This is a genomic window from Methanoculleus marisnigri JR1, from assembly GCF_000015825.1.
Lineage (GTDB): Archaea > Halobacteriota > Methanomicrobia > Methanomicrobiales > Methanoculleaceae > Methanoculleus > Methanoculleus marisnigri.
In genome coordinates, this window is record NC_009051.1 from 2,347,182 (window position 1) to 2,367,208 (window position 20,027).

At 62.9% G+C, this 20,027-nt stretch carries 27 protein-coding genes; 19 read left to right on the plus strand and 8 right to left on the minus strand.

The window, feature by feature from the left end:
• Positions 1 to 10 precede the first annotated feature (10 nt).
• The 4 genes from MEMAR_RS11645 to MEMAR_RS11660 are packed head-to-tail and all read left to right on the plus strand — an operon-like array spanning position 11 to position 3,319.
• Positions 11 to 721 (plus strand): helix-turn-helix domain-containing protein, encoded by a 711-nt coding sequence (locus tag MEMAR_RS11645; RefSeq protein ID WP_011845192.1) that lies wholly within the window; start codon positions 11 to 13, stop codon positions 719 to 721.
• A complete protein-coding gene (locus MEMAR_RS11650) occupies positions 715 to 1,767 on the plus strand; it encodes a hydroxymethylglutaryl-CoA synthase (RefSeq protein ID WP_011845193.1) in 1,053 nt (350 codons plus the stop codon). Before MEMAR_RS11645 ends, MEMAR_RS11650 begins: the two co-directional genes overlap by 7 nt.
• On the plus strand, positions 1,764 to 2,924 hold the full coding sequence (locus MEMAR_RS11655; protein WP_011845194.1) for a thiolase domain-containing protein: 1,161 nt from the start codon (positions 1,764 to 1,766) through the stop codon (positions 2,922 to 2,924). Before MEMAR_RS11650 ends, MEMAR_RS11655 begins: the two co-directional genes overlap by 4 nt.
• 2 nt (positions 2,925 to 2,926) lie before the next feature.
• Positions 2,927 to 3,319 (plus strand): Zn-ribbon domain-containing OB-fold protein, encoded by a 393-nt coding sequence (locus MEMAR_RS11660; RefSeq protein ID WP_011845195.1) that lies wholly within the window; start codon positions 2,927 to 2,929, stop codon positions 3,317 to 3,319.
• 456 nt (positions 3,320 to 3,775) lie between these two features.
• On the opposite strand, the gene MEMAR_RS11665 is transcribed toward MEMAR_RS11660, so the two are convergent.
• Positions 3,776 to 4,690: a class I SAM-dependent methyltransferase gene (locus MEMAR_RS11665; protein ID WP_011845196.1), complete on the minus strand. Its 915-nt coding sequence runs from the start codon at positions 4,688 to 4,690 to the stop codon at positions 3,776 to 3,778.
• 44 nt (positions 4,691 to 4,734) lie between these two features.
• Between MEMAR_RS11665 and hmgA the strand changes: the two genes are divergently transcribed.
• From hmgA to MEMAR_RS11680, 3 genes are all read left to right on the plus strand, one after another.
• Positions 4,735 to 5,943 carry a hydroxymethylglutaryl-CoA reductase (NADPH) gene (gene hmgA / locus MEMAR_RS11670; protein WP_011845197.1) on the plus strand — a complete coding sequence of 403 codons (1,209 nt, stop codon included), beginning with the start codon at positions 4,735 to 4,737 and terminating at the stop codon, positions 5,941 to 5,943.
• 93 nt (positions 5,944 to 6,036) lie between these two features.
• Positions 6,037 to 6,339 carry a nucleotidyltransferase family protein gene (locus MEMAR_RS11675; protein WP_048064021.1) on the plus strand — a complete coding sequence of 101 codons (303 nt, stop codon included), beginning with the start codon at positions 6,037 to 6,039 and terminating at the stop codon, positions 6,337 to 6,339.
• Positions 6,336 to 6,665 carry a HepT-like ribonuclease domain-containing protein gene (locus tag MEMAR_RS11680; protein WP_011845199.1) on the plus strand — a complete coding sequence of 110 codons (330 nt, stop codon included), beginning with the start codon at positions 6,336 to 6,338 and terminating at the stop codon, positions 6,663 to 6,665. Before MEMAR_RS11675 ends, MEMAR_RS11680 begins: the two co-directional genes overlap by 4 nt.
• Before the next feature lie 102 nt (positions 6,666 to 6,767).
• Here the strand turns inward: MEMAR_RS11680 and rimI are convergent, their stop codons facing one another.
• Complete coding sequence (gene rimI / locus MEMAR_RS11685) at positions 6,768 to 7,232, minus strand: ribosomal protein S18-alanine N-acetyltransferase (protein ID WP_048063862.1); 465 nt, start codon at positions 7,230 to 7,232, stop codon at positions 6,768 to 6,770.
• Between the two features lie 83 nt (positions 7,233 to 7,315).
• Between rimI and MEMAR_RS11690 the strand changes: the two genes are divergently transcribed.
• Both MEMAR_RS11690 and hisG read left to right on the plus strand, forming a co-directional pair.
• Positions 7,316 to 8,578 (plus strand): DUF1015 domain-containing protein, encoded by a 1,263-nt coding sequence (locus MEMAR_RS11690; protein ID WP_011845201.1) that lies wholly within the window; start codon positions 7,316 to 7,318, stop codon positions 8,576 to 8,578.
• A 48-nt stretch (positions 8,579 to 8,626) separates the two neighbouring features.
• On the plus strand, positions 8,627 to 9,499 hold the full coding sequence (gene hisG / locus MEMAR_RS11695; protein WP_011845202.1) for an ATP phosphoribosyltransferase: 873 nt from the start codon (positions 8,627 to 8,629) through the stop codon (positions 9,497 to 9,499).
• 11 nt (positions 9,500 to 9,510) lie between these two features.
• Here the strand turns inward: hisG and MEMAR_RS11700 are convergent, their stop codons facing one another.
• Positions 9,511 to 10,152, minus strand: coding sequence for an FmdE family protein (locus MEMAR_RS11700; RefSeq protein ID WP_011845203.1), 642 nt, complete (start codon positions 10,150 to 10,152; stop codon positions 9,511 to 9,513).
• Between the two features lie 248 nt (positions 10,153 to 10,400).
• Here MEMAR_RS11700 and MEMAR_RS11705 point away from each other — a divergent pair, with 248 nt between their 5' ends.
• Genes MEMAR_RS11705 through MEMAR_RS11730 form a run of 6 tightly spaced genes read left to right on the plus strand, consistent with a single transcriptional unit; the run spans position 10,401 to position 14,112 of the window.
• Complete coding sequence (locus MEMAR_RS11705) at positions 10,401 to 10,964, plus strand: hypothetical protein (protein WP_011845204.1); 564 nt, start codon at positions 10,401 to 10,403, stop codon at positions 10,962 to 10,964.
• A gap of 23 nt (positions 10,965 to 10,987) precedes the next feature.
• On the plus strand, positions 10,988 to 12,016 hold the full coding sequence (locus tag MEMAR_RS11710) for a DUF7287 family protein (RefSeq protein ID WP_011845205.1): 1,029 nt from the start codon (positions 10,988 to 10,990) through the stop codon (positions 12,014 to 12,016).
• Positions 12,010 to 12,540: a DUF7288 family protein gene (locus MEMAR_RS11715; RefSeq protein WP_011845206.1), complete on the plus strand. Its 531-nt coding sequence runs from the start codon at positions 12,010 to 12,012 to the stop codon at positions 12,538 to 12,540. The genes MEMAR_RS11710 and MEMAR_RS11715 overlap by 7 nt, the downstream gene beginning before the upstream one ends.
• Positions 12,528 to 12,911, plus strand: a complete 384-nt coding sequence (locus MEMAR_RS11720; protein ID WP_048063863.1) for a hypothetical protein — start codon at positions 12,528 to 12,530, stop codon at positions 12,909 to 12,911. Before MEMAR_RS11715 ends, MEMAR_RS11720 begins: the two co-directional genes overlap by 13 nt.
• Positions 12,892 to 13,338, plus strand: a complete 447-nt coding sequence (locus tag MEMAR_RS11725) for a hypothetical protein (RefSeq protein ID WP_048063864.1) — start codon at positions 12,892 to 12,894, stop codon at positions 13,336 to 13,338. The genes MEMAR_RS11720 and MEMAR_RS11725 overlap by 20 nt, the downstream gene beginning before the upstream one ends.
• A 12-nt stretch (positions 13,339 to 13,350) precedes the next feature.
• Entirely contained in the window at positions 13,351 to 14,112 is a 762-nt protein-coding gene (locus MEMAR_RS11730; protein ID WP_011845209.1) for a DUF7289 family protein, read from the plus strand.
• Between the two features lie 80 nt (positions 14,113 to 14,192).
• Here the strand turns inward: MEMAR_RS11730 and eif1A are convergent, their stop codons facing one another.
• Positions 14,193 to 14,519 (minus strand): translation initiation factor eIF-1A, encoded by a 327-nt coding sequence (gene eif1A, locus MEMAR_RS11735; RefSeq protein WP_081432619.1) that lies wholly within the window; start codon positions 14,517 to 14,519, stop codon positions 14,193 to 14,195.
• Positions 14,520 to 14,683: 164 nt separating this feature from the next.
• Between eif1A and MEMAR_RS11740 the strand changes: the two genes are divergently transcribed.
• Together MEMAR_RS11740 and MEMAR_RS11745 are read left to right on the plus strand one after the other, a co-directional pair.
• Positions 14,684 to 15,385 (plus strand): hypothetical protein, encoded by a 702-nt coding sequence (locus tag MEMAR_RS11740; protein ID WP_245526609.1) that lies wholly within the window; start codon positions 14,684 to 14,686, stop codon positions 15,383 to 15,385.
• A gap of 88 nt (positions 15,386 to 15,473) precedes the next feature.
• Positions 15,474 to 16,358, plus strand: a complete 885-nt coding sequence (locus MEMAR_RS11745; RefSeq protein ID WP_048063865.1) for a metallophosphoesterase — start codon at positions 15,474 to 15,476, stop codon at positions 16,356 to 16,358.
• Between the two features lie 2 nt (positions 16,359 to 16,360).
• On the opposite strand, the gene MEMAR_RS11750 is transcribed toward MEMAR_RS11745, so the two are convergent.
• Positions 16,361 to 17,191, minus strand: coding sequence for a restriction endonuclease (locus tag MEMAR_RS11750; protein ID WP_011845213.1), 831 nt, complete (start codon positions 17,189 to 17,191; stop codon positions 16,361 to 16,363).
• Positions 17,192 to 17,309: 118 nt separating this feature from the next.
• Between MEMAR_RS11750 and MEMAR_RS11755 the strand changes: the two genes are divergently transcribed.
• Positions 17,310 to 18,254: a ketopantoate reductase family protein gene (locus MEMAR_RS11755; RefSeq protein ID WP_011845214.1), complete on the plus strand. Its 945-nt coding sequence runs from the start codon at positions 17,310 to 17,312 to the stop codon at positions 18,252 to 18,254.
• A gap of 4 nt (positions 18,255 to 18,258) precedes the next feature.
• Here the strand turns inward: MEMAR_RS11755 and MEMAR_RS11760 are convergent, their stop codons facing one another.
• A complete protein-coding gene (locus tag MEMAR_RS11760; protein WP_011845215.1) occupies positions 18,259 to 18,438 on the minus strand; it encodes a hypothetical protein in 180 nt (59 codons plus the stop codon).
• A 91-nt stretch (positions 18,439 to 18,529) separates the two neighbouring features.
• Here MEMAR_RS11760 and MEMAR_RS11765 point away from each other — a divergent pair, with 91 nt between their 5' ends.
• The gene (locus MEMAR_RS11765) at positions 18,530 to 19,015 is read left to right on the plus strand and encodes a flavodoxin family protein (protein WP_011845216.1); all 486 of its coding nucleotides are present in this window, start codon (positions 18,530 to 18,532) and stop codon (positions 19,013 to 19,015) included.
• 3 nt (positions 19,016 to 19,018) lie between these two features.
• Here the strand turns inward: MEMAR_RS11765 and MEMAR_RS11770 are convergent, their stop codons facing one another.
• Positions 19,019 to 19,297 (minus strand): pro-sigmaK processing inhibitor BofA family protein, encoded by a 279-nt coding sequence (locus MEMAR_RS11770; protein ID WP_048063866.1) that lies wholly within the window; start codon positions 19,295 to 19,297, stop codon positions 19,019 to 19,021.
• 57 nt (positions 19,298 to 19,354) lie between these two features.
• Positions 19,355 to 19,801 carry a transglutaminase-like domain-containing protein gene (locus MEMAR_RS11775; RefSeq protein ID WP_245526610.1) on the minus strand — a complete coding sequence of 149 codons (447 nt, stop codon included), beginning with the start codon at positions 19,799 to 19,801 and terminating at the stop codon, positions 19,355 to 19,357.
• Between the last annotated feature and the right edge of the window lie 226 nt (positions 19,802 to 20,027).

Consider the following 20,027-nt stretch of genomic DNA (forward strand, 5'->3'; position numbering starts at 1 on the left):
CTGTACCTGTATGAAATCCGGGGTGCGGCATCAACTTGCCGAGAAAATGGCAGGAGAAATCACACTCTCGGACTCACCGGGTCAGGCCCTCAAGAAGTGGCGGCAGAGCTTTAACATCCCCCAGGGATTGCTTGCCGAGCGATTGGAGGTCTCTCCCTCAGTTATCAGCGACTACGAAAGCGGACGGCGAAAGAGTCCGGGAACTGCCATCGTTGGAAAAATCGTCGATACGATCCTCTCGATCGACGAGGACAACGGCGGCCGGTTCATCAACAAATTTGCGAAAATCCTGTACAGCGAATTCGACGAAGACGTCATCTACGACATCCACGAGTACGCGTCCCCGGTGACCCTCTCCGACTTTGCAGAGGCCATCGGCGCCGTCACGCTCTGCGGGCCGGCGGATCAGGCCCTCTATGGGTATACGGTGATCAACAGCCTCAACGCGATCCTCCAGCTCTCTTCGAGCGAGTTCAACCGCATCTACGGCTGGAGCACGGAACGTGCCCTCATCTTCACCGAGGTCTCGACCGGAAAGTCTCCCATGGTGGCGATCCGGGTCACGCCGTTCAAACCGCGCTGCGTGGTGCTGCAGGGCATCGGCCCGGACGAGGTGCATCCACTGATCCCGGGTCTCGCGGAACGCGACCGGATCAGCGTGCTCTGCACCGAGATGGATGTCGAGACGATCATCAGTTCACTACGAGGAAAACTATGGTAGGCATCTACTCATACGGCGTCTACATCCCGCGATACCGGATAAAAGTCCCGGAGATCGCGCGGGTCTGGGGCGCCAACGCAGACGACATCACGAGAGGTCTCGGGGTCTTTGAAAAGTCCGTCCCCGATCTCGATGAGGATACCGCAACGATCGCCGTCGAGGCGGCACGCGCCGCACTCCGGCGGAGAAACGTCGACACCGAGGCCATCGGCGCCATCTACGTGGGGAGCGAGTCGCACCCCTACGCGGTCAAGCCCACGGCCTGCACGGTCGGCGAGGCGATCGGGGCGACCCCGAACATGACCGCCGCCGACTACGAATTCGCGTGCAAGGCGGGAACGGCAGGCATCCAGACCTGCATGGGCATGGTCAAGAGCGGGATGATCCCATTCGGGGTCGCCATCGGTGCGGACGTGGCGCAGGGCGCTCCCGGCGACGCGCTCGAGTACACGGCGGCGGCCGGCGGGGCGGCGTTCGTCATCGGCAACGAGGACGTCATCGCCGAGATCAACCACACCTGCTCGTTCACCACCGACACGCCCGACTTCTGGCGGCGCGAAGGCCAGAACTACCCCCGCCACGGCGGTCGGTTCACCGGCGATCCCGGCTACTTCAAGCACGTCCAGGGCGCCGCCCGGCTGATGTTTGAGCAGGCGGGGACGAACCCGAAGGACTACGATTACGCCGTCTTCCACCAGCCCAACGCGAAGTTCCCGCAGCGGGTGGCAAAGACGCTCGGGTTCACGGCTGAGCAGATCGAACCCGGCCTCGTCGTCCCGAGGCTCGGCAACACCTACTCGGGAGCGTCGATGATCGGGCTTGCGGCCACGCTCGATGTGGCGAAGCCTGGCGACCGGATCTTCGTCACCTCGTTCGGGTCGGGAGCGGGGAGCGACGCCTTCGACATCACGGTGACCGATGCCATCGACTCCGTTGAGTTCGACCGGACGGCAGCACCGAGCGTGGAGAAACTCCTCGCAGATCCGACATACCTCGACTATGCACTGTATGCCAAACACAAGGGAAAGATCGTGATGCAGAAATGAGAGACGTAGCAGTAATCGGAGTCGGGTGCACGGAGTTCGGGGAGCACTGGGGAACCTCGTTCCGCGACCTCTTCGTCAAGGCCGGGGCGCTGGCGCTCGAGGATGCCGGTGTCACCGGCGAGAGGCTCGACGCTCTCTATGTCGGGAACATGAGTGCCGGACGGTTCGTCGAGCAGGAGCACATCGGTGCCCTGATCGCGGATTACGCCGGTCTTGCGACGAACAACACTCCCTCGACCCGTGTGGAGGCGGCCTGCGCCTCCGGCGGGCTTGCCTTCCGGCAGGCGGTGATCGCGGTCGCGAGCGGCATGGAAGATGTCGTCGTCGCGGCGGGCGTCGAGAAGATGACCGACGTCGGGACCGGGGCGAGCGTGGACATGCTCGCGAGCGCCGCGGACCGCGAGTGGGAAGGGTTCGCCGGGGCGACCTTCCCCGGGCTGTATGCGATGATTGCAAACGACTACATGCACCGCTATCCCCTCACCCGGGAGCAGCTTGCACTGGTCGCGGTGAAGAACCACGAGAACGGCGCGAAGAACCCGATCGCACAGTTCCGGAACCGAATCACGGTCGATACTGTTCTAAATTCGTCGCTCGTGGCCGACCCGCTGCGGCTCTTCGACTGCTCGCCGATCACCGACGGTGCGGCGGCGGTCGTGGTGGTGCCGCTCGAGCGTGCCCGCGAGTTCACCGATTCGCCGGTCAGGGTGCTTGCAAGCGCCCAGGCGAGCGACACCATCGCGCTCCACGACCGGCGGGACATCTCCACCCTGGACGCCTCGGTCGCCGCAGGCAAACGGGCGTTCACCCAGGCGGGCCTCACCCACAAGGACATCGACATGCTTGAGGTCCACGACTGCTTCACGATCGCGGAGATCTGCGCGATCGAGGACCTCGGGTTCTGCAAGAAGGGCGAGGCAGGGAGACTCACCGCGGACGGGGCGACGGCCCTCGGCGGGGAGATCCCCGTGAACACGAGCGGCGGCCTGAAGGCCTGCGGCCACCCGGTCGGTGCGACCGGGATCAAACAGATCTACGAGATCGTCAGCCAGCTCCGCGGCGAGGCCGGGGGCCGGCAGGTGGACGCGGAGATCGGTATGGCGCATAACGTCGGCGGCACCGGTGCGACGGTCGTCGTGCACATCCTGGGGGCCTGAAGATGTCGGTTTCACGGTTCTGGAGAAAGATCCCGCAGCGCTACAACCTCGTCGGGACGAAGTGCACGACCTGCGGGCAGCACTTCTTCCCGCCCCGGTCGCTCTGCCCCGACTGCCGGCGGAGCGGCAACATCGTCGACCACAAGTTCACCGGCGAAGGATCGGTCGTCACCTACACGGTGATCCGGTCGGCAAGCGACCAGTTCGAGAACACCACTCCCTACGTCCTCGCGGTTGTCGAACTCGACGAGGGGCCGAGGCTCACCACCCAGATCGCATGTCCCATCGAGGATATTAAGATCGGGATGCGGGTCAAAAGCGTCTTCCGCCGGATAGCGGCGGACGGCGAGAGCGGCACCATCCACTACGGCACGAAGTTCGTGCCGGCGGAATAAACACTTTTTCGGGCTGCCCGGAGAGCAGCCCCGGACGGCGTCTTGCGCGTTTGCGCGAGACGCCATCCCTATACCTCCACTTCTATCGCTCTAACCTGCGGAGTCTGCAGGGTTGCCGGAGTCTCTTTCGCGATCTTCACGACATCGCGTGAGACCCAGGAGCTATCCCCTACGACAACCTCGCGCGAAGTTCGGTGGATGGTTACTGGTGACCCCCACTACACGATACACCAGAGAGGGGAGCAACCTGACTGAGGGAAAAACCCGGTACACTGGACCGTGGGAGATATCGCGCCTGGGGGTGGTGGGGCTGGCGGGGAGGGGGGAGCATCCCCCATCGCAGTCTCACCCCCCCACAATGTGATGCTCGGTGAGCAGTGGGAGATATGCCCAGCCAAAAAAGAAGAAGCATATTTGATTACTGAAAATGCAAGAGCTGCAATCCAAGGGATCCCCTTACTTCTCCACCACGATATCATACACCGCGTGCCACCTCCCCGGCGAATACGACCTGACCTGCCGCTCGGCGACCTCCCCACGGGTAACCTCCCTGATCAGGGGGAGGTATTCGCCCTCCTGCTCCTGGAGCGCGTAGAGGTGGATCGTCCCGCCGTCCCGGCAGAGGGCGGCCGCCGCCGGGAGGAACTCCGGCGCGGCGAGGGGGAGGTTCATGACGACCCGGTCGAACGGGGGAAAGCCGAGCCGGGGGAGGTGGGCGGCGTCGGCGAGCACCGGGATGACGTTTCCGGCGCGGTTGAGCGCGATGTTCTCGATCAGGAGGTGGACCGCGGCGGGGTTGAGGTCCGCGGCGACGACGATTCCCGCCTTCCCGGCGAGGGTGATCGCAAACGGCCCGACGCCGGCGAACATATCGAGCACCCGCTCTCCCCCCGCCATCGCCCCGAGAATCCGCTGCCGCTCGGTCGAGAGCCGGGCGGAGAAGTAGGCGAGGGAGAGATCGACGTCGAAGGAGTGACCGTACTCCGTCACCCGGGTGCGGGTGGTGGGAACTCCCGCAAGGACAGAGAACCGGCGGGTGCGGTACTCCCCCTCGACCGCGGTCTCGGGGAAGAGCACCGTCTCAAGCGACGGGCGGGAGGCGAGCAGCCGCTCCGCGCCCCCGGGATCGTTCTCCTGCATGATGGCAATCCCGCCCACGAGCTCGTGGCGGGGGAGGTCGAGGCGTTCCGGCACGGCCTCGAACTCGCACCGGACGGCGCCCGGAACTTCCTCCGTCACCGGGAAGAGGATCACGTCACCCTCCGGACGCGGGCGGAACCGCCGGTCGAGGAGCCCCTCCTCGAGCAGCCGGCGCCGCCTCTCTTCAGCCTCTCGTCTCGGCACCGCAAGGCACCACTGTTCCTTCCCCACATCGACCACCAGCCATCTTTAGGTATGAGTTCTCATACTTATTCATGGATGAGTATATCGAGAGGCTGAAAGACGGGTCTCTCAAACTCTACGCGCTCGAGAAGGAGCTCCCCCCCGAGGAGGCCGTCCGGGTGCGCCGGGCATTCGTCGAGGGCGAGACCGGCGCCGCCCTCCCGAAGGTCGGGTCGTTTTCCATCGGGCTTGACCGGGTCGTGAAGCGCAACATCGAGAACATGATCGGCACGGTGCAGGTGCCGCTCGGTGTCGCGGGACCGCTCCGGGTGAAGGGCGAGTACGCCGACGGGTCCTACTACCTCCCGCTCGCGACAACCGAAGGGGCGCTCGTCGCCTCGGTGAACCGCGGCTGCTCGCTCGTCACCCGGGCCGGGGGCGCGGACGTGCGGATCATGCGGGACGGGATGACCCGGGCGCCGGTCTTCGCCGCCCGGGACGTCGTCCACGCCCGCGAGGTGGCGGCCTGGGTGGAGAGCCACGCCGCGGAAGTCCGCGAGGTCGCAGAGAGCACCACGAAACACGGCGAGTTCCGTGAAGCCGTCACCTACGTTGCCGGGACAAGCGTCTTCGTCCGGCTCGAGTTCGACACCAAGGACGCCATGGGCATGAACATGGTGACGATCGCGGGTCAGAAGGTCGGCGAACTCATCGAGCGGGAGACCGGAGCCCGCCTCGTCGCCACGTCCGGGAACATGTGCACCGACAAGAAGCCGGCGGCGATCAACCTGGTCCGGGGTCGGGGGAAGACCGTGGTCGCGGGCGTGCGGCTCACCGACGCGGCGATCGTGGATCTCCTGAAGACCGACGCGGAGACGCTCATCGAGGTCAACTACAGGAAGAACCTTGTGGGCTCGGCCCGGGCGGCCTCGTTCGGGTTCAACGCCCACGCGGCAAACGTCGTCGCCGCAATGTTCATCGCCTGCGGGCAGGATCCCGCCCACGTCGTAGAAGGGAGCACCGCGATCACCACCGTCGACCGGGTGGACGGCGGGGTCTACGTCTCGGTCACCCTCCCGTCTCTCCCGGTCGGGACGGTCGGCGGCGGCACGGGGGTCGACACCCAGCACGAGTGCCTCGCGATGCTCGGGGTCGCCGGGGGCGGCGACCCGCCGGGAACCCACGCAAAGGCGTTTGCCGAGATCGTCGCCGCCGGGGTGCTCGCCGGCGAACTCTCCCTCCTCGGCGCCCTCGCAGCCCAGCACTTGGCCCGTGCCCACCAGGAGCATGGGCGGGGGTGACGGTCCGATACTCCCCGGCACCACAGCAGCGCCGGGGAGTAAGAGCGCATGAGAACATTTAAGACACGCGATCGTCGTAAGTACTTCTTGGGCATGAATCCGGGAGCAGATATCTATACCCTTCTCATCCAGAAGCGGGATGAGATCCTATCTCTCGCGCACCGGAGGGGAGCCAGAAACGTGCGGGTGTTCGGATCCGTGGCACGAAACGAAGCCCGGGAAGACAGCGATATCGACCTCCTGATCGATCTCGATCCCGACCGGAGTCTCCTTGACGTGGGCGGTCTTGCGATGGATCTCTCGCTCCTGCTTGGTCGTTCGGTTGATGTTGTGACCGAAGCGGGACTTCGGGAGCGTATTCGATCAAGGGTTTTACAGGAAGCGCGGCCTTTATGAGAGACGATCGTGAACGGCTGCTGGATGTTATCGAAGCCATCGAACGAATTGAAAGAGTATCGGCCCGAGGACGCGAGTACTTCTACAATGATGAGATGGCACAGGTTTGGGTGATCCACCACCTTCAGATCATCGGGGAAGCCGTAAGGGGGATTTCATCAGAATTCAGGACCGAAAACCCGGGAATCCCCTGGACGGACATCATCGGAATGAGGAACGTCCTTATTCACCACTATTTTGGGATCGACCGCGATGCGGTCTGGAATGTGATAGAACACGATCTGTTGGAACTGAAAAGCCAGATCCTGTCCAGGGTCGGGGAGTAGGAACGGCCTGGAGCGGTGGTGAGCTGCTCCGGTTCTACGAACCGTCGCAAGTCGAAAACGCTTCGCGTTTTCTCCCGCTCCGCTCCTTGCGGAGCGTCGCGTCTAAAACCTGAACCACTTCATCATGACCAGAGCATCCTCCTCGTTCGCGTAGTATGCGGCGACCTGGAAGACCTCCCGGTAGCCGAGACGGCGGTAGAAGTCCTGCGCCCCGGTGTTCGTTACGCGGACCTCGAGCTGGACAGCGCTCGCGCCTAAAACAACATACTCCCGCTCCAGGCGGCGGACGAGATTCCGCCCGATCCCCCGGCGCCGGTATCCGGGGGCGACCGCGAGGTTCATGATATGCCCGTACACCTCTTCCCCGGTGTCTTCAACGCCCCCGGCGACGAAGCCGGCCACGTCACCGTTGTTCCTGGCCACGAAGAACGTCTCCGGGTAGTAGGCAAGGGATTCCTGGAGCGTCTTCTCGTCCCAGGGGTCGGCGAAGGCCATTCTCTCGACGGCAACTACCTGCGAAATATCTGCGGGCTGTGCCCGGCGAATGATGAGTTGGAGCGGCATCATTATTGGCCTCTCCCTCCTGGAGTGCCTCACCTAATTATAGTGTCAGGAGACAAAATAGTAGGCACATACGAGTGGCGGTATTTATGGTTCAGATCTATAGTTTCGCGGCGGTCCGTCCGGGGCAGCCGTACTCCGAAAAGATTCCCTCCGTGCCCTACGATGTGGTGACGGCGGAAGAGGCCCGGGAGTGCATCGAGAAGAACACCATGAGTTTCCTGCGGGTCAGCAGGCCGGATGCCGAACTCCCCGACCTCCCGCCGAACGACGACCGGGTCTACCGGCGGTCGCGGGAGGTCTTCGACGGGATGCTCGCGGACGGCCTGATGGAGCGTGACCCCGAGCCCGGGGTGTACGTCTACCGGGCAGTCCAGGACGGCGAGGAGTTCGTCGGGCTGGTCTGCTGCGTGGGAACAGAGGACTACGAGAACAGAACGATCCGGCGGCACGAACTCACCCGGTACGACAAGGAGGAAGACCGGACCCGGCACATCGACGTCGTCGGCGCGAATACCGGGCTCGTCTTCCTGCTCTACCGCGACTCGGGCGAGATCTTCTCTCACGTCCGCTCCCTCATCGACGATGTGCAGCCCGACGGGAGCACAACGACCGCATCGGGCGTGCTCCACGAGGTCTACCGGATCGCCGACGAGGCCGTCCTCGCCCGCCTTGAGAGCCTCTTTGCAGCGGTGCCGGAAACCTACATCGCGGACGGGCACCACCGCGCCAAATCGGCGGTGAACGTGGCCGAGCGGCGGCGAAGCGAGGGGAGGTTCACCGAAGAGGCCGGGAAGTTCATGGCGGTCCTCTTCGCCCACGACCGCGTCCGCATCCACGGCTACAGCAGGCTTGTCACCGACCTCGGCGGCTACACCCTTCCGGGGCTCATCGATGCGCTCTTAACGGCGGGCTGGACCGTCCGCCCCTACGGGAAGGTCGATGCAGCGGGCTACCAGATCCAGCCGCTCGCGGCCCGGGATGCGCCGGTGCACGTCATGCACTTCTACCTGGAAGGAACCTGGTATGAGGTCTCCCGGCCGGTCGCGGACCCCGCCGACCTGATCGGGTCCCTCGACGTCTCGGTCCTCCAGAAAGACGTCCTTGAAGGGATGCTCGGGATCTCCGACCCGCGGGGCGATCCCCGGCTCCATTACATGGGCGGGGCAAAACCCCTCCGTGAACTCGAGCGGCTCGTGGACACCGGCAAATACGCCTTCGCGGTAGCGATGCAGCCGGTGCCGGTCGAGACGGTGCTCGCGATCGCCGATATGGACGGCGTTATGCCCCCGAAATCCACCTGGTTCGAGCCGAAACTCCTCTCGGGGCTCGTCGTCCACACCATCGACTGAACGATCCATATCATCATCTTTAAACTCTTTTTTGCCCGATCATCTCTTATGATCACGATTGCGCTCCCGAAGGGGAGCCTTGAGGCGCAGACGCTCCAGCTCTTCAAGGAGGCAGATCTCGAGGTCAGGCGGACAGACCGCGATTACAACCCCCGGATCAACGATTCACGGATCGGGAAGGTGAAGATCCTCCGCCCGCAGGAGATCCCGCTCTACGTTCAGATGGGTTACTTCGATCTCGGGATATCGGGGCTCGACTGGGTGCAGGAGAGCGGTGCCGACGTCGTCGAGGTCGCAAATCTCTCCTACAGCAAGACAGGCGACGGGAACGTCAAGATCGTGGTCGCTGTCCACCGCGACGAGCCGATAGAAGATGTCGCCGCCATCCGCCCGGGCAGCCGGGTGACGACCGAGTACCCGCGGATCACGGAGCGATTCTTCGCGGACCTCGGGGTCCCGGTCACCCTCTTTCCCTCCTACGGGGCATCCGAAGCGAAGGTCCCCGACCTGATGGACGTCGTCGTCGACCTCACCGAAACCGGGAGCACGCTCAAGAAGAACGGGCTCAAGATCGTCGGGCAGATCATGGAGTCGCACACCGCGCTCCTCGCGAACCGTGAGTCCCTCTATGACCCGGAGAAGCGCCGCGAAATCGAGGAGATCACGACTCTCCTCCTCGGCGTGATCGAGGCGCGCCACCAGGTGCTCCTGACGATGAACGTGCCGTCGGCCGCGCTCGACCGCGTCATCGAGGTCCTCCCGGCGATGAAGAAGCCCACCGTCGGCAGGCTGCACGGCATCGACTACTTCAGCATCCAGACGGTGGTGCAGAAAGGGCTCGTCAACGGCCTCATCCCGCCGCTCAAGGCCGCGGGGGCTGAGGACATCCTCGAGATCCCGATTGCAAAAATAGTACGCTGAGGGGTGGGCCCTCACAGGTGCCGGGAATACTCCCGCGAGCAGGCGTAGCAGACGAACTTCCCGTCTTCGACCCTGACGCGGGACTCGGCGGTCATTTCGCCGCATTTTGCGCACGGCACCGACCGGAATATCCGGGCCCGTTCGGGGATCTCGGCGTCGACCTCGCGGATGATGAAGAGCTGCTCGGCGGGCGCCTTCATGATGGCTTCGACGATCCGCCTCGTCCGCTCGTGAAACTCGGCGTGCTCCGCATCGGTCGCCAGCCCCTGCATCACCCGCGCCCGGAGCGGCGCAAGGTCGGGGTCGAGTGAGTCGATGTTGAACGACGGGTTTGACACCACGCGAATTGCGGCCCCGGTGTTGCGGTTGATAAACGTAAACGCGTGCTTGCCGTGATCCTTGAAGAGGAGGTTTCCTTTTCCTGCGGTGCAGCCCGTCAGGACCTGGATGCCATCGACGCCGCAGGCGTCGGTCTCGGCGATGGTGACGAGTTCCTCGTCCTCCGAGCGTCCGGAGCGGAGCCGCGCGAGGGCGACCTCTGCCGCCCGGTAGCCCGTCGCGAGACCGGGACAGACGTGGCCGTGAAAGGCGGCCGCTTCGGCGAACCGGTCATGTGCTTCTCCCGGCGTGCCGGGGGGAATGGTATTACACATATGCTTACCCTGCATCAGATGTTGTTACTATCTTTCGGATATATGTTACGATAGCGCGCCGGAACCCGCGGCCCGGAACGCCGGGCATATAAGGGAGGAGCCACTCCGTCCGGCGAGCTTGCATGCAAAATGAAATATTTTTGCGCTAAGTTCTCTGCACGTTTCCAATATCCCGATTTAGGGGCAAATCTTTGAAGATACAAGAGTGGTGGTTATTTATATGCCCTCGGGTATAATGACTGCTTTACATGAGAGTTCCCGGGGGAGTTCTAGCCCTGCTTGCCGCAGCCTGTATCCTCTGCACCGCGTGTGGTTGTCTCGGCGCATCCTCGCCGCCGCCACCGGGCGGCGGCATCACCTCCATCGATCTGCCGGAGCCGGAGGGCTATACCCTCACCGAGGCTCTCGCGGAACTCGATATGCTCAGCGTCGAAGGCGGCCTGAACATCACCGGCACTTCGATGCGCCAGGTGCTCGGGAACCGCGTAACCCTCGACGGCCGGGCAGCTGCCTGGGCCATCGGCCTTGAGGACGGCGAAGAGGCGCGCTGGTTGACCTCCGGTGTCACGGGCTGGAGGGAGACCTCGCTTCGTGCCCCCTTGCCCGACGAGGAGGTGAATATGACCGGGATCCTCTCCCCGGAGGATCTCCTCGCGGCGCAGGAAGAGGCGATCCGGCCGGCGATGGTGCGCCTCGATGCGAGCACGGTCGATCTCGTGCTCGCGGAGGGAATCTACACCATCACGATTCGTTCGGACGCCGGGGTGGAGGTTCTCACGTTCCGGGCAGATAACGGGGAGGCGATCGTATAAAACCAGCAACAGATGACGGCGTGATGTCGCTTGACTTCCTCGCGGGATTCACGATCTTCATGCTCGCCCTGATCATGGTGGTGAGCATGGTGCCGGGGCTCCTCGCGAGCCTGGAGAGCAGCGGGATCGACTACGATGCGGTCGCCTACCGCACAGGGGTGATCCTGGTGGAGGATCCCGGCTGGCCGGTATACCCACCATGGGAGATGAAGACCGAGGCCTATAAGGACGAGATCGAGCGGATGGGGCTCGCGGTCTCGAAGGAGACCCCGAACATCCTCCTCTCGACGAAGGTTAACGCCTTCTTCAACGACTCGTTCTTCACAGAGGACGACTACCGCGGCAAGGCGATCTTCGGCGACATTCCCTACTCTTACAACTTTTCGCTCCGGAGCGGTGGCGAAGTCAAGCAGGTCGGCGACACACCCCCTTCCGGCTACGGCTACATCCGCCGGGTGGTGAAGATCAAGGAGCCGGGGGTGGCGAATATCAGTTACAACAGCAGTTTCAACGAGACCACGCTCGGCCCTTCGGAACCACGGATGTTCACCGTCCAGCTCAACTTCAGCCAGCTGCTTGACCAGAACATCAGCCCGGCCTACCGGATCGACCCGAGGATCGAACCGGTGAACGTCACGATCACGGAATTCGACAGGTACCTGAACAGGACCGAACCCTCGGTCACGAACGCAAAGCTCAAGAGCGTGGCATTTTTGAAGAAGGATCCGACGAATCCTAACTCGGGGTTCAGCAATATTCCGTTCTTGTATGCTACACTCGATCCCGATCTCTACACCCTGCGCATCGACGGCACCGACATCCAGCACTCGCTCAGACCAGATGCCGCTGTCGAATCCAACATCTCTCTGGTGCTGAAACCGGCGGCCATCTCGCTCTTCACCCTGGACCAGAACAGCATTCTGGATATCCGGTTCACCTTCGATGACGGCAACCCACAGAGAACCTTCATGAACGGCACGTTCCTGTATGACTACAATAACGTCACCCGTCCCGACATGAAGCCCGCTGCCCTGGAGGTGGCGATATGGTGAACGATGGAGGACAACTCTACACGATGGAGGGGGTCGCGGCCGGGGTCATCATGCTCCTCACCGCGTACATCGTCATCAGCACGACGAGCGTCTACACCCCAGGAGATACCCACATCCCGGACATGCAGCTTGAGCAGCTCGGGAGCGACGTGCTCGCGATGATGGATACGCCGGATGCGGATGGGAGCGAGAGTCAGCTCACCACGCTCGTCCAGGGGGGAGTCCCCGACGGCGAGATACTCAGGGAACAGTTCCTCGACTACTGTAAAATGCGAGCGGGAAGCGACGACAACGACCTCAGGGCCCAGGTCTACCTTTCCTACAGGACAACGAGCGGCAGCGTAAACACAACGCCTCTCTCTTTACTGGACCCGGAGTTCACCGGGCGTGAGAACACGGTGCGGGTGACCCGGTGGGTGCACCTGAATGAGAACCCCCCTGGGAATCCCCCCGGAATTCCTTCGGATATAGGGCCTTTCCGCCCCCGGACAGTTCTCCTGGAGGTGCTGCTATGGCGTGCATGAACGAGGACGGCCAGTGGATCGTCCTGATGGGGCTTCTCGTCGCCGTGGGGCTGTTCTTCCTCGCGCTGATCATCAACCAGTCGGCGCTCGTCGGGCAGACGACCGCGGAAGGAGTGCTCGAGTTCCCGAAGAACGATATCCGGGACCTGCGGTCGGAGATCTTTGATCACTATGACCGTTACGAGAGCCTTGGCCCTCTGGATCGTCCAAACAACGTGGAGGACATCGTCAGGATATCCCTTGAGCGGAAGAACGCCGTGGTGTACTTCTGGAACGGTACACCAGAGGAGATCTCCGGGCGCACGCTCTGCCCGATACACATCCACTACTACAACGGGGTGACGAAGTACGATGAGACCGTGTATTACTGAGCCGCCGAACGAAGAAGGCGTCACGAGGCTGATAGAGTACGTCATCATCAGCGGCATGCTCCTCCTGCTGATGGTCGTCATGATCTTCACCGTCAACGCCGTCTTCATGGAAGGGCCGGCGAACAATCTCCGCTACCATGCCTTCGTGGATATCGGGAACGGGGTCAGCACCCGGATCGTCGACCTCTACGTGATCGCACCCGGGAACGGGACGATAGCGACGAAGTTCGATATCCCCGACGACGTTGCCGGGGCGGACTACTTCGTGAATGTAGACATGACACGTGCAAACCAGGTGATCCAGGTGCAGGGCGGTGGAATCCAGAGCAAGATCGCCATCGCCGGCATCGGAGCGACGAGAGGCGTCATCGGCAACACCACCGGCGCCGGATGGAACATGATCCAGTATGACTCAAGCGGGGTTTAGGAGGAGATAACCGTGAAGATAAATGAGAAGGCGGTATCAGAGGCGATCGGGTTCATCCTGATCCTCGGGATCGTCATCACCGGCATCGGGCTGGTTACGCTCTACGGCTACCCGGTGCTCGTCAAGGAGCAGAGCAACACCGACGTAAGGAACATGGAACGGACAATGATCGTCATTCAGAACGACATGAAGAGCCTCTGCTTCAAGAACGTGCCCTACAAGGAGACGGCGCTCCAGGTGAGCGGCGGGACGTTCGAGGTGATCAACGCCAGCGATTACGGCGGCTACATCAACGTCACGAACGGCACCACCCTGTTTCAGGAGAACTACACCGTAGGTGCACTGACCTACCGCTCCGACCAGGGCACCGGGGTGATCACCCTCGAGAACGGTGCGGTGATGATACGCCAGGAGTGGGCGGCGGGGTCGGCGATGCTTGCCGAACCGCGGTGGTTCTATGACGACGAACTGAGCGAAAGAACGTTCGTCATCTACATCATGAACATCACCACCGACACGTATATGGCGAAGTCCGGGATGACGACGGTGAGGATGAGCCTGGAGAGTTCGGAGACGCAGTCGGTACCTGTTCCCGGAGGCAACGTGACGGTAAAGTATACGAGCGGTTCGTCGGGCGACTACTCGACGGCGTGGGAGAATTACCTGACCGGCAGCTCGGTCGGGATGCAGAAGACCGCGCCCGACAACTACAAACGGAACGACGTCGACAAACTCGTCATAAAAGAGTACAGGATCAAGATTCACGACATCTAAACTTTTTTAACCCGATACAGCACTTCTGCTGCTGTTGCCCGATTTTTCGCCGGGCAGGGAGATACGATGTAAAAAAGATATCAGAGGTACCGGTTCTTCCGGAGCCACTCCACCTGAGGTTTCGTGTATCGGTAGACGATATCGCACTTCTCGTCCTGGAAACTCCAGGGGACGATCACCAGGACGTCTCCCTCCCGGATCCAGACTTTCTTCTTGATCTTGCCCTTGATCCGCCCGGTGCGCGTCACCCCGTCAAAGCAGCGGATCCGGATGTGGTTTGCCCCGAGCATCAGTTCGGCGCTCCCGAACATCTCGCGGTTCCTCTTGTTCGGCAGGCGCACACGGATAACTTCATCCCCCGCTTCCCCTCCATTGGACCCGGGTTTGCGCTTCGTAGGATCTGTCAGTTAATCAACCCCATGTTCCAGAGTATTCGGTCTTTTGTGTGTCAAATTTATACAACTGCTAGGTTATCAAATATTCTCCCGCGAGCCCAACGAGCGGCGGACCCGCTCCGGTTGACCGCGATGGAGCCTGAGCACAATTCCAGGAGATTGCCGGCGGAGCGGTTATGTATATTTGTCTGGAGTATCCATTCAACGTCTCCATGGCATGCCCGAACCCCCCGCGCGGGATCTACCTCACCTACATCATCCAGGGTCTCATACTCCTCGCCGCAGTCTCGAGTATCCTGGCAGGCGAGTACTTCCTCGGGATCTCGGCAGGCACCGCGTTCTTCCTGACGATGACGCCGTCCCTCATGACGAGAAATCTGCGCCTCTGCCTCCCCTGGGAGATCAACCTCCTCGTCGCCGTCTCCTTCTACCTCCACGTCATGGGGCACGTCGGGGAGTATTACGTCACCCTCGCGCCCTACTACGACAAACTGACCCACCTCGTCTCCTCGGTCACCGTCGCACTTATTGCCTTCTTTCTCGCGCTCCTTGCCGACCACCAGGGGGAGATCCGGCTGACGGGTCCGGCAATCGCCGTCTTCATCCTGACGTCCACGCTGGCAGCGGGGGCGGTCTGGGAGATCTACGAGTTTGCGGTCGACCAGGTCTTCGGCACGAGCCTCCAGCTCGGCAACACCGATACCATGTCGGATCTCATCGTCGATCTCGTCGGGGGGGCGATCGTCGCCGCCTTCGCCGCTATCGTCCTCGCGAGGGGCGAAGAACATCGATTTGTCCGGTTCTTCACCGAACCGCCCTCCGGTGCGGAACCCTCCGAGATCATGGGCGATCCGATCGATCCGGCTCGCAGCCGCTGACCCGCCCGGATCCGATCCTGCGGATCGTATTTATATTCTAAAAGTAGAATAAAATGCAGTGAATCTGAAGGCACCCGGTGCGCGACATATGGCGATACTCATGCTTATCGTGCTTCCTTCCATGACGGGCTACATGGCCTGGGAAGCACGTGCCGTCGAGGTGACCGTTCTTGATATCGAGGGGGCGCCCGAAGGCATCGTCTATATCACCGATCCACACGTCAGGGCGTCCAACATCGACCACGTCCGGGAGGTGATCGATGAGGTCAACCGCCTGAACCCCTCGCTTGTCCTGATCGGCGGCGATTTCGTCACCGGCGAGGAAGAAGACTTCGCCTCGCAGGAGGTATGGAACTCGCTCGACGCCCCGGCCTATGCCGTGCTCGGGAACCACGACTACCGGGTGGGGATCGACGGCCCGACGGGCATCGAGAGGACGCTCGCCACCCGGGCGTCGGCCGTGGTCACCGCCGACGCCTACGACGTCTCCGCCTTGAACGACGGTTCCGCCGACACCGCGTTTGCCGACAATCTCACCGCAGCGCTGGAGGAGAACGGGGTGCGCGTCCTCAGGAACGATTACGTCCGCACCAGTGTCGGAAACGAGGAGATCGTCATCGTCGGCGTCGACGACGGGTGGGCGGGGATGGCAGACCCGCCCGACGTCCCGGCAACCGATGCATTCACCGTCTACCTCGTTCACGAACCCTCGTGCCGGGCGGACTGGGACGCCGACCTCATCCTCGCCGGCCACACCCACGGCGGTCAGTTCCTCTTCCCGGTCGTCAAACAGCTCAACGACTTCGGCGTCATCGAACTTGCCGGCCTCTTCGACGGCGACGGGAGGACGCCCACCTATATCTCCCGCGGGGTCTGCACCTCGAGTGTTGCAGGAGTGGAACTCCGGTTCAACTGCCAGCCCGAGATCGTCCTCATCAACCCGACCGGGGAGCAACTCCGGGCGCTCGCCTGATCTCACGCCTCAAGGATGGCACGCGCCCGCCCGGCGATCAACAGCACCTTCTTGAGGGGGATGCCCGTGTCGCGTGCGATGGCCGCGGCGTCGCCGTAGGCGACCTGTTTTGCCGTGACGAACCCGGCAGCGGCCAGCCTGGCCGAGACCGACCGGCTCACCCCGGTAACGATGGTGACCGGGTAGGACTGCGTCTTCTCGATCATCGTCCGGAGGTTCTGCTCCTCCGGGTAGTCCCACCCGATATGCCCGATCCCCCGACAGGTGGCGTAACGCTTCGCATGCCCGGAGAGTTTGGTGTTGCAGACGATCAGGGCGCCGTCGATCGAGACGGTGCACCGTCCCGCCCGGAACCCCTCCTGAAGGTCCTCGATGATAGCCCGGGCGATCCGGCCTTCGTCCAGGCCGGTCACCCGGTGGTGGCTCGCGTGGTGCTTCACCTCGACAAAGATGGTGGCGCCGTCTCTCTCTGCGATGGCGTCCACCTCGTGCTCTCCGCACAGTCCGGCGAGAACGCATCCGGTCTCCACCCGGTAGCCGTGCTCCCGGAGGAGGACCCGCACGAACTCCTCGAAGTCCGGTTTCGAGCGCAGAAGGCCAAGCGCTCTCCTGAGGTTCGTCCGGTGCCCGGCGGCGGGGCGGACTGCCTTTGCCCGGGAGCGGATAATCCGGAGAACCGTTGCGGTCTTCACCCCGTCCGGCACCGATTCCTCGATCTCGTGGGCGATCCGTTCTGCATCCTCCGCGCCGACGCCCATGTTCCGGAGCGTCCGCTGCACCCTCCCCCGGTCGAACGGCTGCCGGGCACCGTTGACCTTCGTGACGTGCTTCATCAGGTACGGTAGCTCGGCACCAGGGACGAAAAGCGTTCGCCATCCGGTTCCCGGGGGCTCCGGGCCCGCGATACCGCACCGTTATCATCTTCTGGATCCAACAGCAACTACGGGAAAAATGGAGTCACTAAAACGCCCGGCCGTCCTGATCCTCGGCGCGGGGGCGGTCGGCCTCTCGCTCGCCGGAAGACTGAGCCAGGTCGCGACGGTCTACGCGGCCTGCCGACCGGTGCATGCCGGCGCGATCCGGGACCGGGGCCTCGTGATGGAGGGCGTCTGGGGGGACCGCACCGTCGGCACCGTAGCCTGCGTCTCCGGGCCGGCCGACGTTCCACCTGCGGTCGATGTTGTCGTCGTCACCGCGAAGGGCACCGGCACCCGGGCGATCTGCGAGGAGTACGCCGGGGTGATCCGGGGCCGGCCGACGGCAAGCCTCCAGAACGGGATCGGGAACGAAGAGATCATCGCTGAGTACACCGATACCGTCATCGGCGGAACCGTGACGACGAACTTCTCGGTCGCGGGCCCGGGGCACGTCCGGGTCCTGAGCGAGAGCGCCCCGATGCACCTCGGGGTCTGGTCCGGCGGGGGCGGGGAGGCCCTCGGACGGCTGATCGGGATCATCCGCTCCGCCGGGATCCCGGTCGAGGCCGACAGCGATATCCGCTCCGGCAAATGGACGAAAGCCCTCCTCAACATCGCGGTGAACCCGATCTGCGCTCTCCTCCGCGCCCCGGTCGGGGCGGCCGTCGACGAGGAGATCCGCGAGATCGTCGACGGCCTCGTCCGCGAGACCTTCGCCGTCGCCGGCGCCGAAGGGGTGCGGCTCCCCTGGGCGACCGCCGACGACTACCTCGACTACCTCTTCCGCGTGCAGGTGCCCGACTTCGCCGCGGTCTACCCCTCGATGTACCACGACCTCCGGCAGGGACGCCGAACGGAGATCGACCTCCTCAACGGGTATATCGCGGCCCTCGGGGAACGCCACGGCATCGCAACGCCGCAAAACCGGTGCATCGCCGGCCTCGTCCGCTACGCAGAGGCGCACCCGGACGCGCGGTGACGCATCACTCCCTGCCGAGGTTCGCGGCGAGCCGCCGGGCCGCCTCTTTTGCCTTCGCTTCCGTCATCCAGAACCCGGTCTTCCCGACGGGATGTTCGTCCCGGTCATAGAGTTCCACGTAATAGCCGCCGTCCTGGCGGGCAAACCGGACTTCTCCGACGATGCCGGGGCCGTATTCCTGCATACCCTGAGAATGTGGGCGCGAAGGATATGATGGTTCCGCGTCCTGCTGCTCTCTATGGGATGAGTGCACTACCCCGCCCGGAGGGATGGTGATGATCCTCATCGTATACTACTCCGGCGAGGGGCATACGGAGAAGGTGGCGACGGTGCTTGCAGAAAAGGTCGGGGGCCGGCTTGCGAGGATAGAGCCGGTATCCGAGGTGGGGATGTTTCGAAAGGGCATGATGCCGATGTTCGGGACGCGGGCGGAGATCCGGCCGATGAAGACGGATCTCTCCGACGTCGACTTCCTGGTCGTTGCAACCCCCGTCTGGTCGCGGAAGGTTCCGCCCTACGTGAACGAGTACCTCGCCGGGGTCAAGAACGCCGCGGGAAAACCCTTCTCGGTGCTCGCGGAGATGGGCGGTTCCGGGGGGGAGAACGCCGTCGAGATCGTGAGAAAAAGCCTTGAAGCAAAGGGGATGCGGTTCGTCTCGTCGGCCGTGACCGTCGAGAGCGAGGTCGATGCCGGGCGGTTCGGCCCGACAATCGAGGAGTTCGCCCGGACGATCGCGGGGGTTGCCGCCCCGGCTTCGTAGTTCTCAGAGCGTCAGCGGTATCCCGAGGAGGTGCAGCACCACCGTGATGATGACACCGAATATCCCGCCGATTGCACAGATCAGGACGGTGATGATGTTGATCGGGATGTCGTCGGGCTGACCGAGGAGTTGCATCAGGTCGAGGAGGTTGATCAGCCAGAGCAGGATCACGCCCACGACGGCGTTGATGATGAGACCGGTCACGCTTTTCACGGCCTTGTAGAGGACGAACGCAAGGACGATCACCAGGATCAGAGCAAGGAGTCCCGTGAGTAAGCTCATACCGCTCATATGACGCGCCTGGTATTGAACGTTCCTGCGCGAGGGCCAGGAGACCATTCAGAGGTAGCCCAGCGCCTCAAAGACGGGCTGGAAACAGACCCCTTCCCCGATTTTCACGCACCGGACCGCAGGATTTCCTTCATAAGCGCCCATTGTCCGGCCGTCGCCGAGTTCGACCCAGTCGTGGACGGCAACGCCCTTCCCGAGGATCTCGACGTGGAGGGCGTTTGTCCGGAACGCTTCCGTATCCCAGACCATGATGCCGTGAACCGGCCGGGCAGGGACGCCGTTCCGGCAGAGAACTTCCGCCCTGAGGAGCGCGAGATCGGTGCAGTCGCCTACCCCGCAGGCAAGGGTCGCGTTGAGACCCGAAGGAAACAGGCGGGGGGAACCGTCGACGCAGGCGAACGTCGTTCTGTCCACCCGGTCGATGAGGGTGTCCCGGGTTTGCTCCGGGAGGGGTTCGGAAAGAAGGGCAATCCTGTCTATTTCTGCTTCGCTCACAGTGCTGAACCCATCACCCCCTTCTCCCCCGTCATAGATCAGGTAACCCTGAGGGATGAGGAGAGAGAGAAGGAAAATCGCGTTAAGAATGCCCCAAACCACGTTATTTTCCCAATATATTTTAATGATGTCTCAGATATATCAGGCATTCTATTTTTCTTGCAGAGATATATATGGCGGATATATGATTTGCCGGATTATGATCGAGGAGAGAGGCCCACACGCG